This window comes from Lentzea sp. NPDC006480 (assembly GCF_040611995.1).
Classification (GTDB): Bacteria; Actinomycetota; Actinomycetes; order Mycobacteriales; family Pseudonocardiaceae; genus Lentzea.
The window spans coordinates 115,431-127,521 of sequence record NZ_JBEXPJ010000004.1 but is presented as its reverse complement, the minus strand read 5'-3'; the positions used below and the strand labels follow the sequence as shown (position 1 = coordinate 127,521).

The window sequence follows — 12,091 nt, the reverse complement described above, 5'->3', positions numbered from 1 at the left end:
GGGCGAACGTCTTCGACTTCGCCGCCGCCAGTGCGGAGATCACCGCGAAGACGGCGGCGGCCTGTGCCGCACGGGTTGCTCGCGCCGCGGCCGCTCGCGCGACGTTGGCGGCGTTGATCGCCGCAGTCGCGTCCGCGCCCGCCGCCTGGGCCTGGTTCGCGGCTGCGACGGCGGAGTCGACAGCGCTGTTCGAGTGGGTGATCGCGTCGTTCGCCGCATTGACCCGCGGCATTGGCGGCGTTCGCCGCGTTGTACGCCGTTTCCGCTGCGTTCGCTGCCTGGTCGGCGCCGTCGGCGACCGCACGAGCCCTGGCCGCCGCCATGCGCGCGGCGGGCACCTTCCCGGCGTCGAAGATGACCAGCGCCGCGGAACGGTAGGCGTCCGAGGCGGCCTGGCCCGCCAGCGCCGCCGCCGTCGCGGCACGGGAAGCCGCGTTCGCCGCGGTCCTGGCGGCGGCACTCGCCGTGTTGGCCGCGCTCACGGCCTCACGCGCGGCTGCCGCAGCGGCGTTGGCGGCCTCGGCGGCGAGTCCGGCCGCGGCCGCGGCCTCCGAAGAGTTGTGCGCGGCGCTTTCCGCGGCACGCGCGGCGTCCTCAGCGGCTTCCTTCGCCGCCGCTGCCTCCCGCACCGCGCGGTCGGCCGCCTCCTTGGCCGACGCGGTCTCCTTGATCGCCTGCTCACCCGCGTCCTTGGCGACCGCGGCGAGCTCCTCCACCGTGGCCCGCTCGACGTCGCGCGCCTGGTAGACGGGCAGATCGACGTCGAGGAACTCCTGGTAGGCCTGCATGGTGCCGAGGTCCAGCACCCGCTGCGCGCCTGCCTTGACGTTCGGCCCACCGGACGACTGGGCCTGGTTCACCCGGACGCGGAGATCCAGTTCGAACGGCCGGCGCCAGCCGTTGCGCAGGAACTCCCGCATCGGCTCGACGGCGCCTGCGTCGAGAAGTGGCTGCGCGGCCGCTCGGACCTGCGCACCACCGACCGCCATCAGCTGGTTCACCGAGACACGCACATCGGCGTCGTTGGCGGCGATGTACCCGTTCTCCAGGAATGCCGTCAGAGCGCCGTTCCCGCCGTCGTCCAGGGCGCGTTGCGCGGCGTCCTTCACGTGCGGACCGCCGGCCGCCTGCATCTGGTTGACGGCCAACCGGTCGTCGAGCTTCGCCAGCCGCTCGTAGCCGGTGGTCAGGAAGGTCTGGATCTCCGCTTCCGGCGCGGTGAGCAGCCGTTGCGCCTCGGCCTTCACCATCGGGCCACCCGTCTGCCACAAGGCCACGACGCGAGCCCTGGCGTTCGGGATCGGGGTGTTGGCCTGCGCCACGGCGATGGGCGCGGCGACGGTGAGGGTGGTCGCGAAAGTGGTCAGTGCCAGCGTTAACGCGGTCAAGCGCGTCCGCAGTCTTCTTCGTTGCATGAACGAACCCCCAGGACTTGTTGTGCGCTTCTCTCCTCCAGAACGCGGCGAGGGACCATCCGAAGTGGACAGTCCCTCGCCGGTGGCACGCCGATGTCGCCGCTAGAGCAGGCGTGCGGACTGTGCCGGCCAGTTGCCCTCTCCGCCGTCCCACTGCTGGGTGGGTGCGTCGAAGCCGTTGGCGTTGCCCTTCCACAGGAAGGCACGCGTCAGGCCGTTGTCGAAGTTGTAGAATGCCACGACGTCGGACCGGCCGTCACCGTTGTAGTCGCCGGCGACCAGCCGTGCGGTCTGCGCGGGCCAGTTGCCGGGCAGACCGTCCCACTTCTCGAACCAGCCGTCGAACGACGTCGCGGTGGCGTAGAAGACGAGCAGCTTCGTCTGGCCGCCGCCGTAGTTGTAGAACGCGCCGATGTCCGAGCGGCCGTCACCGTTCCAGTCGCCGGAGACGTACCTGGCCTGGCCGCCTGCCCAGCCAGTGACGCCCTTGCGGTGCACCGGGGCGTTGAAGCCGTCCGCGGTCGCCTCGAACGTCCACAGCGCGATGGTGGTGTCGCCGTAGTCGTACACCGCGGTGATGTCCACGCGACCGTCGCCGTTGTAGTCGCCGGCGAGGTAGGTGCCCTTGCCCTGCATCCACTGGTTGGCCCCGCTGTCCCACTTCTCGACAGGTGCTTCGAAGCCGGTTGCCGTGCCGTACCAGACGAAGAGCTTCGTCTGGAAGTTGCCGAGGTCGTAGAACGCGGCGATGTCGGCGCGGCCGTCGGCGTTGAAGTCGCCGGCGACGATCTTCGAGCTCTGCGACGGCGCGTTGTCCGGGCCGCCGGTCCACTTCTCCTGCCAGTCACTCAGGCCGGTGGCGGTGGCGTAGAAGACGAGCAGTTTCGTCTCGCCGCCGTTGTAGTTGTAGAACGCCGCCGTGTCCGACCTGCCGTCGCCGTTGAAGTCACCGGTCACCCAGCGGGCGCGGTTGACGTCGAAGCCGCCGGCGTTGCCCCTCAGCTTGAACTCGGGCGCTCCGAGGCCCGCCTCGCCACCGTTCCAGACCGGCAGGCCGAGCGTGAAGCCGCCCAGCTCGTACGCGGCGCCGACGTCGTCGATGCCGTCACCGCTGAAATCGTTGCGGGACGGGAGCTTCGTGGTGGCGGAGGCGATGCCGGAAGCAGGGCCGTCCTGGCCGTCGCGCACCGGGACGACGCGGTAGTACCACTTCTGCTTGGCCGCCAGCGCGCTGTGCGTGAAGCTCGGAGTCGTCACCGTCGCGACCAAAGTGGACGGACCGATCGGCACGTCCGCGCTCGGCGAGGCGTAGACCTTGAACGACTGGTTGCCCCTGGCCGCCCAGACGAGGTTGATCGCGTGCTGCGGAGCGGGCCGCGCGGACAGGTCGAGGAGCTCGGAGGCGAACCAGTCACCGAGGTTGTCGGCCCGCGCGGCGGTGCTGCCCTGCCGCGACTCGGACACGCCGAGGCAGCCGTGCTGCCACGAGGCGGAGTTCAGGCCGACGAGCTGCGGCACACCGCCGACCTCGCGGAACACCGGGCCGCCCGCGTCACCCTTGCACGTGTCGACGCCGTCGTTGCCGGTCAGCGAGACCGTCTGGCCGTTGCTCGAACCGACGGTGAACAGGGCCGTGCGCGGTCGGTCCGGCACCCATTCCGTGACGGTGCGGCCGAAACCGCCGACGCGCAGCACCTCGCCCTGTGCGGGCGCGGCACCGATCGCGATCGGCGTGACGTCAGCGACCGGCTCCTTCAGCCTCACCAGCACCGCGTCGCGGTCGGCACGGGTGACGACGCGGCCGATGCCGATCGTCTTGCCCGCCACCGAAACCGCGGCACCGTCCGGCGTGCAGCCCTTGGCGGTCAGCACCCACACGGTGTCGATCAGCGCGCCCGTGCACGAGGCGGTGCTGCCCAGCGACACCTTCGCGAGGAACTTGTAGGCGCCCTCGGGCACGGTCGTGCCACCGGAGAGCGCCATCGACGGCGAGGCGACGAGCCCGCTCGCCAGTGTCACCGCGGCGGCAGCGCTCGCGGCGAGTCTGGCACCGGTTCTCACGGCTTGACCTCGAGCTTCACCAGGGTCTCCGGCGCACCGTTCGGACGACCGATACCGACCTGCTGAGAACCGTTGGGGTTCAACGCGACCGTACGAGCCTCACCCGATTGCGCCTTCACCTCGGCCGTGCCCTTGTGACCCGGCGTCGAGCCGAAACCGTCACCGCGGATCTCGAACACGTCCGGAATCAGCAGCACCAGCGACCCGGTCGCGCCCAGAACCTTGAAGCACACCAAGCCGTCGTTCTTGCCGACCGAGAAGTCGGACGAACGAACCTCGATCAACCCGATGCCGTTCACCGGCTGCTGAGCACACGACGCGTACACGATGTGCCCGTCGCCGGAAACGAGCTTCACGTTGTCCTCAGCCAGAATTCGCGCCGCATCCGGGTACGCGAAGTCCTCGACCAACGACTGCTGCTCATCAGCAGCCGACGTCTCGTTGGCGTTGGCAGCCCACACACCACCCACCGCGACAACACCGACCGCCAACGCAGTGGTGACCGCACGCGACCACAATCTCATTCGATGCCCCCAGGTTTCTCTTGTTGAACAACACACTTGAACAGCGCACAGCGCCGCCACGCCCGCGGATTCCGCTTGCGAACGTGTGAAGATGCGGTTGCCGACCCTGTCTCCCCAGAACCAGGTCGATGACGCCCCCAGTGACGTGCCGGAGGAACGGTACCGCCGGCACGTCCTGTCGCGCCAGGGTCCTGGTCAGTCCCGGAAGTGGTACAGGTGCTGCTTCCGGTGCGGGACCAACTGCTCGTCCTCGAACACCGACGGCTCGTGGCCCTGCAGGTCGTTCAGCACCACCGGCAGCTTCAGGTCGCTGGTGAAGCGGAACTGGACGTCGATCCGGGTCGGCTGGTCCGGCCGCGGGGCGCTGCGCGGCAGCAGCACCCCGTGCGACACCTGGTGCGACCACAGCTCGAAGCGCCGTGGCAGCCGCAGCGGAAACTCGATCGCCCGTCTGCTCCACACCACGAAGGTAGAAGTCGACCTGGCCGATGACCTTCTGCTCGAACAACACGCTCAGCTCCCAGTCGGTGGCGCCGCCGATACCCATGTTGTTGCGTCGCACGGAGGTCAGCGACATTTCCATGACGCCCAGCTCGGCTCCCACGATGTTGAAATGCATCGGTGAAACCTGTGCGCGCGGCGAAAGGCCACCCCGCGACGCGGAGTGGCCTTCTGCTGCTGTCAGATCACTTGACGAGCGTGCAGGCGTTCGCCTGCGCCGAAACGTTGCGCTCGGTGTCCCAGCCGGTGCCGACGGACTTGCCGGTGTTGTCCTGCGCACCGGGCGCCCAGGTGTCGGTGTTGTCCTGGTGCGCGTACCAGCGCAGAACCGGCACGGTGCCCTCGCCCCACGGGCCCTGTCCCAGTGCGCCGCGGCCGTACAGGACGTCGCCGCCCGGCGAGAAGATCTCGCTGAACATCTGCCAGCCCGCGCCGACGGGCTTCTCCTTCTGCAGCCACGTCTTCGCGGTCACGTCGTACTCGAAGCGGAACATGTCGCCGTTCGGCTTGCGGGCGTACAGCACGCCGTCGCCCGCCGCGGTGATCGAGTCGAAGCGCTCCCAGCCGGACTCGACGACCTCGCCCGCGCCGTTCACCCACGTGTTGTGCGCGGCGTCCCAGACGTAGTACTTGAGCTTGCCCTGGTCGTCGATGATGAAGATCCGGCCGGCACTGTCGACCGTGACGCGGTTCTTGTACTCCGGCGTGAAGTACCGCTCCCAGCCGCTGCCGACCGCGCCGCCGCCGGACCAGAAGCCGGTGTCGGTGCCCGTCGGGTTCCACACCCAGCGCTTGAGCACGCCATCCGCGTGCGGGTCGTTGGCGTCGATCTTCTTGTGGATGTCCCACACGACGTTGCCGTCGCCCGCGACCAGACGGCCGAGCCAGCCGTTGCCGACCTGCCCGCCGCCGGACCAGGACAGGCCGCCGTCCTTCGCCCCGTTGTGCACGTAGCGGTGCAGGTCGCCGTTCTGCCGCACCGACCAGATCTGCACGGGCTTGCAGTCGACCGGAGTCGGCGTGATCTGCTTGGTGATCCACGCGGTCAGGTCGTCGACGCGCGTGCCGGTGCTGCCCTTGCGGGTCTCGCTGACCAGCAGACAGCCGTTCTGCCAGGACTTCGCGTTCAGCGCCACCAGCTGCGGCGTGCCGCCGACCTCGCGGAAGGCCGGGCCGCCCGCGTCACCCTTGCAGGTGTCCTTCTCGCCGGACAGCGAGGCTTCCGCGGCGTTGAGGGCGCCGACTGTGAACGTGGCGACGCGAGGCCGGTCCGGCACCCACTCCGTCGCGGTGCGGCCGAAACCGGCCGCCTTGACGGACTCGTTCTGGGCCAGCGCCGTGCTGCTCAACGCGATCGGCGTGATGCCGGCGGTCTTGTCCGCCAGCTTCACCAGCGCCACGTCGCGGTCGGTGTGGCGGATGACCCGCGCGACCTTGGTGACGTGACCGGTGCCGGTCGCGAGGTTGGCCTTGCCCACCACGACCTTCACCTCGCCGGTCTGCGGGAGGCAGGACGCGGCCGTGATGACGTAGCTGGGGGCGACCAGCGCACCGGAACAGCCCTTGTCCGCAGAGGACAGACGGGCGAGGAACTCGTACGAGCCCTCCGGAACGACCGCGCCGCCGGACAACGCCTGCGCGACCGGCACCCCGGCGAGCGCGACCGCCGCGACCGCCGCGACGACGGTCACCTTTCTACCGGCGCTCACGGCTTGACCTCGAGCTTGACCAGGGTCTCGGGAGCACCGTTCGGACGACCGATACCGACCTGCTGAGAACCGTTGGGGTTCAACGCGACCGTACGAGCCTCACCCGACTGCGCCTTCACCTCCGCAGTGCCCTTGTGACCCGGCGTCGAGCCGAAACCATCACCGCGGATCTCGAACACGTCCGGAATCAGCAACACCAGCGACCCGGTCGCGCCCAGAACCTTGAAGCACACCAAGCCGTCGTTCTTGCCCACCGAGAAGTCCGACGAACGAACCTCGATCAACCCGATGCCGTTCACCGGCTGCTGAGCACACGACGCATACACGATGTGCCCATCACCCGACACCAGCTTCACGTTGTCCTCAGCCAGAATCCGCGCAGCATCCGGATACCCGAAATCCTCCACCAACGACTGCTGCTCATCAGCAGCCGACGACTCGTTGGCGTTGGCAGCCCACACACCACCCACCGCGACCACACCGACCGCCAACGCGGTGGTGACCGCACGCGACCACGATCTCATTCCCATGCCCCCAGGCTTCCCTTGTCGTAGCTGTGTCTCTGACGTCCACTCAGGACGGTTTGCCCCAGCGTCCGGCCTTGTCGATCAGATCCGCGGTCATCGCCTGCATCACCGCGTTCCTGTCCTCAGCGGACGGGAACGCGGCGTCGACGCCCTGCTTCAGGTCCTCGCGGATGACCCGCACGATCTCGGCGGCCTGTTCCGGCGTGTAGAACGACAGCGCGAAGTACCCGTAGCCGCCCTTCACGAAGTCCTTCATCGACGCGGCGAGCTCTTCGTCGCGGACGTGGTCCGCGACGAAGTCGACGACCCAGTGAAGCGCCCCGCGAGAGCCGTTCCAGTCCTCGTGGGGATCGGAGTTGTCGTAGTCGAGGAGGAAGTCCGCCGACATTGGCCCACCTAACTCGTTCGGATGATGAACACGCGCAGCGTGTCGTACGTCTTGAGATAATCCTCCACCAGCTTCACCTGGTCAGGGGTGAGACCGCGGACGTCGAACGGGACCATGTCCGACTTCTTCAGGTGCTTCACGACCTGCCCCTGGATGTTCTGGCTCTGCCACTGCTTGTCGAAGAACTGCGTCGGAATCGGGCCGACCGCGTCGTAGGTGACGCCGTTCGCGTCGATCCAGTCCGGGTTGGGGCTGTTGTCGCCCTTCGCCTTGGGGAAGCGCAGGAGCTGCACGTTGTACCTCTGCTCCAGCAACACCGCGATCTTGTACTCGTCCTCGCTGAACTTGGCGGTCGCGGTGTCCAGCCCGAGGTACGCCTTGCGCTCCTGCTCCGCGATCTTGGCGGCTTCGTCCGACGCGTGGGAAACGGCGTTGCGCCAGGCCCAGCCCTCCGACGTCAGGTCCTCGACGACCCCGACGACCTTGGTGGCACCGACGGCACCCACGCCGAGCCCGGTGGTCATCACCATGCCGGGGTAGGCGATCGCGCCGAGCGGCATGACGGCGTCCATGCCCAGCATGACGACGTTCGCGACGAATCCGAGCACGCCGGCGGCCCACAGCCCGCCCACCACGAGCACCGTGCCACCCGCGAGCGCGGCACCACCGAGGATCATGGTGAGGAGAGCGATCTGCTCCAGTGCGAACTCGGCCTTGCGGTTCGCCTCGAAGTCCGGGCTCATCGCGTCGCCGACGCAGTTCTGGAAGCCGGCGCTGTCCGTCTTCTCCCGGTAGAGAAGCATGCACTTCTCACCGTTCATCAGCATCCGCGAGACCGTGTCGTACTCGTTCTGCGACAACAGGTTGACGCAGTTCTCGTACTCGGGAGTGCCGGCGCCGTGGCGGCTGCGGCAGTTCGTGATCTGCTGGTTCGCCTTTTGCGTGACGGCGTCGTTGATCCGGTTGGTGACGTTGTCCACCGCGGCCTTCGCGGCGGCACGCGCCTCCTCCGCACCAGCGTGAGCCGCCATCGCCGTGTCGTACGCCTCGCGCGCCGACGCGTAGGCCTGCGTGGCGAACCCGGCCGCCTCGTTGGCCGACGCCTGCGCCCAGGTGGCGGACCGCATCGCCTGCTGTGCCGAGGACTGCGCCGACTTGGCGGCGTTGTTCGCGACCCGTGCCGACTCGGCGGCGGCCTGAGCCGACCGTTCCGCCGCCGTCGCGGAGTCCTTCGCCTCCTGCGCGTACCTGGAGGCGTCGGCGGCGTCGCGCTTGGCCTGGTCCGCGTAGCCGGCGGCCTCGTTCGCGGCGTTGCGGGCGACGGCCGCGGTGGCCTGCGCCTCGTTGGCGTTCTTGGCCGCGGTCGCCGCCGCGCCCGCCGCCATGGCGAGGTAGCCCTGGATCTCGGCCACGTGCGCGGCCGTCTCCTGGTCGGCCTTGGCCGAGACGAACCGGCCGGAGTCGAGCCACTGCCTGATCGCGGTGGGCGGACCAGCGAGCACGGCCTGCGCCATCGCCTTGGTCTCCGGACCGCTCGCCTGGTCGGCGATGATCCGGTTCACGTCGACGCGGTCGTCCACGACGCCCGCCGTGAACCTGTCCTTGTCCAGGAACGTGCGGTAGGCCGCGGCGGTGCCGGTGTCGAGCGCCTTCTGCGCCGATCTGATCGTGGTCTGGCGGTTGGCGGCCTGCGCGTCCGCCATCAGCTGGTTGACCTTGATCCGGTCCTCGGTGTCACGTCCGGTGTAGACGGGGTTGCGCAGGAAGTTCTGCACGTCCGCGTCCGAGCCGGCGAGCGCGGCGTTGGCGGCGTCGCGCAGCGCCTGGCTGCCGCCCTTCGCCTTGCTCTGCAACGTCACGCGGTCGTCGCGGGCGGCGGCGAAAGCGATGCCCGTCCGGACGTACTCGCGGACCTCGTCGTCGGAGCTGACCAGTGCGCTCGTGGCCGCTGCCTTGGTCCACGACCCCTTGCCGTCGGACAGCCTCATCGCGATCTTGCGGCCGTTGGTCGTGACGACGGCGTCGGGCGCACCCGCCGCGGTGGCCTCGGTGATCCACCGGTTGGTCTCGGCGTCGCGCAGCGCGGCCTGCTCGGCATCCCACTTCTGCGCCGCCTGCACGTCGGTGACGGCGGCCTTGGCCTGCTGGGCGGCCTCGGTCGCCTGGCTGGCCCGCACGTCGAGCTTCGCGGCCTCGTTCGCACGGGCGGCGTCGTAGATCGTGCGCGCCTGCGCGGCGGCTTCGAGGGCGGTCTTGGCGGCCTCGCTCGCGGCGTTCGCGTGCTTGGTCGACTCGGCGGCGGCCATCGCCGCGTTGCCGGCGTGCGTGATCGCGGCCTCGGCGGCCTCGGCGGCCTTGATCGCGTCGGCCGCCGCCCTCGTGGCCGCGGTGCGCGCGACCCCGGCCGCGGCCGCCGCCACCTTGGCGTAGTCGGAGGCCGCCTTGGCCGCCTTCGTGGCGCGCGCCGCCTGGTTGCTCGCGGTGGCGGCGGCGTTGCGGGCGACCGCCGCGTCGGCACCGGCCTGGTTGGCGAAGTCGCCCGCCTCGTTCGCGGCACGGGCGGCGGCGTTGGCACCGTCACCGGCGCGGACGGCGGCGTTGGCCGCGGTCATGGCGTTGTCTGCGGCGATCTGGGCCTGTTCTGCCGCCTGGGCGGTCGACTGGGCCTGCTCGGCCGCGGCACGCGCGGCGACGGCGGCGTCCCTCGCCACCGGGACGTTGGCGGCGTCGGTCGCGGTCGCGGCGGCGGCGTCATAGGCACGGGACGCGGCCTGACCAGCCATTGCCGCAGCCGTTGCCGCGCGGGACGCGGCCGACGCGGCGATGCGCGCCGCGTTGCTCGCGATGTTCGCGGCGCTGATCGCCTCGGAGGCGGCGCGCGCGGCCCGGTTCGCCGCGTCGGCGGCGACACCGGCGGCGGCACCGGCCAGTTGTGCGTTGTCCCTGGCGCTCTCCGTCGCGGCCCGTGCCTTCTCGGCGGCTTCCTTGGCCAGCAGGGCCTCGGTGACCGCCTGCTCGGACGCGTCCTTCGCCGCCTGGGTCTCCTTCGCGGCGAGCTCACCCGCCACCTTGGCGACGTTGGTCAGCTCGATGATGGAAGCGGTCTCCTGGTCCCGCGCCTGGGCGGTCGGCCAGTCGTAGTCGAAGAACCGCTGGAACGCTTCCGCAGTGCCCGCGTCGAGCGCCTCCTGGGCCTTCTGCTTGACCTTCTGGCCGCCGGCCGCCATGAGCTGGTTGACCCGCAGGCGCTGGTCCGTGGTGTCCGGCGTCTGCCAGCCCTCGTTGAGGAACGCGCGGTAGGCGTCCTGCGTGGCCGTGTCCAGCGCCGCCTGCCCCGCGGCGCGGAGGTTGGCCCCGCCGATGGCCATCATCTGGTTGATGCGGATGCGGAGGTCCTGCGTGTTCGGCGCGACCCAGCCGGTCTCCAGGAACTCCTTGACACTGCTCGGGTTGGCGGCGTCGAGGGCTTTCTGAGCAGCTTGCTTGACCGAGACGCCCGACTTCTCGAGCATCTCGACCACGCGGCTGCGTTCGTCGGACTCGGCGGCGCGGTTCCAGCCGTTGTCCAAGAACGCCTTGATGTCGGCGTCCGTGCCGACGAGCGCGTTGGCCGCGGCCTCACGGGTGGCCGGGCCACCCATGCGCCACACGCTCAGAACGCGCATGCGCTCATCGCCACGATCAACTGTGTCGGCACTGGCCGGTGGTACTGCCACCAGAGTGCTCGCGAACGTGGCCAAAGCCACCGCGAGCACGCCGAAGCGCATGCGTGTGCGCAAAACGACCCCCCAGAGGTACGTACGTGCGACGAACCGCGAGAAAGGTACCTTCGGGTTTCGGGTTCCGGTCTGCCCGACAGCTTGTTCGGGCCACAGTTGCACACGTGATCGTCGTCGCGTAACGGCGGAGGCGGCCGCACGATGCGCGCTGTTGACCTCCAGCTAGGTCGAGCTCCTAGCGTTCCGGCCATGTTCGCGATTCGGCAGTACGAGTTCGGTCCGGCGTCGAACCTCCTGTTCGAGGAGGTGCCGGACCCGGATCCCGCGCCCGGCCAGGTGCGCATCACCGTGGCCGCGGCCGGGGTGCACCTCGTCGACACCACCATCCGCAAGGGCGGGTTCGGGCCCGTCGAGTTCCCCATGACGCCGGGGCGGGAGGTCGCCGGTGTCGTCACGGCGCTCGGTGAGGGGGTCGAGGCCGAGTGGCTGGGGCGGCGGGTCACCGCTCACCTCGGCATGGCCAACGGTGGCTACGCGGAGCTGGCCGTGGCGAAAGCCGAAGCGTTGCACGCGCTGCCGGACGACGTGTCGTTCGAGGCGGCGGTGGCGATGATCGGCACCGGACGCACGGTCGTGGGAGTGCTGCACGCCGCGAAGCTCACCGCGGACGACGTGGTGCTGGTGACGTCGGCGGCCGGGGGCATGGGGGCGTTGTTCGTGCAGGAGGCGCGCAACGTCGGGGCGCGGGTGGTGGGGCTGGCCAGCGGGGAGAAGCTCGACCACGTGATGGACAACGGGGCCGATGCCGCCATCGACTACACGCGGCCGGGGTGGGCGGACGGTCTCAAGGACATGACCGTGGTGCTCGATGGAGTCGGCGGCGAGGTCGGGGCGCAGGCGTTGAAGACCCTGGGCGTGGGCGGGCGGCAGATCATCTACGGCTGGGCGTCCGGCGAGATGACGAAGATCAGCACGGAAGCGTTGTTCGCCAACAGTCTCACCGCGACGGTCGCGCTCGGGCCTGGGCTGATGCGGCGTGGGCTGCGGGTGCTGGAGGACGAGTCGATGGCGGGGCTCGCGAGCGGGCGGTTCGTGCCGCTGGTCAACCCGGCGTTCGCGCTGAGGGATGCCGCGAAGGCGCACGAGGCGCTGGAATCCCGTGCCGCGGTGGGGAAAGTCGTGCTCAAGCCGTGAGCAGAGGGGCCGCCTCCGCGCAACGGAGACGGCCCCTCCTCTCCAACCCCTCG

The 12,091-nt window shown here is 69.9% G+C and carries 9 protein-coding genes; 1 reads left to right on the top strand and 8 read right to left on the bottom strand.

Features of this window, described 5'->3' with window-relative positions; all coding sequences use genetic code 11:
• From ABZX92_RS03350 to ABZX92_RS03315, 8 genes are all read right to left on the bottom strand, one after another.
• The coding region (locus ABZX92_RS03350) for an ALF repeat-containing protein (protein WP_355553305.1) at positions 1 to 1,415 on the bottom strand (1,415 nt) is incomplete at its 3' end.
• A gap of 102 nt (positions 1,416 to 1,517) precedes the next feature.
• Positions 1,518 to 3,476: a trypsin-like serine protease gene (locus tag ABZX92_RS03345; protein WP_355553302.1), complete on the bottom strand. Its 1,959-nt coding sequence runs from the start codon at positions 3,474 to 3,476 to the stop codon at positions 1,518 to 1,520.
• Positions 3,473 to 4,000, bottom strand: coding sequence for a hypothetical protein (locus ABZX92_RS03340; protein WP_355553299.1), 528 nt, complete (start codon positions 3,998 to 4,000; stop codon positions 3,473 to 3,475). The genes ABZX92_RS03345 and ABZX92_RS03340 overlap by 4 nt, the downstream gene beginning before the upstream one ends.
• A gap of 195 nt (positions 4,001 to 4,195) precedes the next feature.
• The gene (locus ABZX92_RS03335; protein WP_355553296.1) at positions 4,196 to 4,462 is read right to left on the bottom strand and encodes a hypothetical protein; all 267 of its coding nucleotides are present in this window, start codon (positions 4,460 to 4,462) and stop codon (positions 4,196 to 4,198) included.
• Between the two features lie 224 nt (positions 4,463 to 4,686).
• Positions 4,687 to 6,210, bottom strand: coding sequence for a tachylectin-related carbohydrate-binding protein (locus tag ABZX92_RS03330; protein WP_355553293.1), 1,524 nt, complete (start codon positions 6,208 to 6,210; stop codon positions 4,687 to 4,689).
• Positions 6,207 to 6,740, bottom strand: coding sequence for a hypothetical protein (locus ABZX92_RS03325; RefSeq protein WP_355553291.1), 534 nt, complete (start codon positions 6,738 to 6,740; stop codon positions 6,207 to 6,209). The genes ABZX92_RS03330 and ABZX92_RS03325 overlap by 4 nt, the downstream gene beginning before the upstream one ends.
• A gap of 43 nt (positions 6,741 to 6,783) precedes the next feature.
• Positions 6,784 to 7,125, bottom strand: coding sequence for a hypothetical protein (locus ABZX92_RS03320; RefSeq protein ID WP_355553290.1), 342 nt, complete (start codon positions 7,123 to 7,125; stop codon positions 6,784 to 6,786).
• A gap of 8 nt (positions 7,126 to 7,133) precedes the next feature.
• A complete protein-coding gene (locus tag ABZX92_RS03315; protein WP_355553287.1) occupies positions 7,134 to 10,790 on the bottom strand; it encodes a hypothetical protein in 3,657 nt (1,218 codons plus the stop codon).
• A 303-nt stretch (positions 10,791 to 11,093) separates the two neighbouring features.
• Between ABZX92_RS03315 and ABZX92_RS03310 the strand changes: the two genes are divergently transcribed.
• Complete coding sequence (locus tag ABZX92_RS03310; RefSeq protein ID WP_355553285.1) at positions 11,094 to 12,038, top strand: zinc-binding dehydrogenase; 945 nt, start codon at positions 11,094 to 11,096, stop codon at positions 12,036 to 12,038.
• Positions 12,039 to 12,091 lie beyond the last annotated feature (53 nt).

What these genes read in the sequence shown, in the direction of transcription:
- ABZX92_RS03340 (WP_355553299.1), bottom strand. Translation starts at nt 4,000, where the DNA reads ATGAGATTGTGGTCGCGTGCGGTCACCACTGCGTTGGCGGTCGGTGTT.
- ABZX92_RS03315 (WP_355553287.1), bottom strand. Translation starts at nt 10,790, where the DNA reads ATGCGCGTTCTGAGCGTGTGGCGCATGGGTGGCCCGGCCACCCGTGAG.
- ABZX92_RS03310 (WP_355553285.1), top strand. Translation starts at nt 11,094, where the DNA reads ATGTTCGCGATTCGGCAGTACGAGTTCGGTCCGGCGTCGAACCTCCTG.
- ABZX92_RS03320 (WP_355553290.1), bottom strand. Translation starts at nt 7,125, where the DNA reads ATGTCGGCGGACTTCCTCCTCGACTACGACAACTCCGATCCCCACGAG.
- ABZX92_RS03325 (WP_355553291.1), bottom strand. Translation starts at nt 6,740, where the DNA reads ATGGGAATGAGATCGTGGTCGCGTGCGGTCACCACCGCGTTGGCGGTC.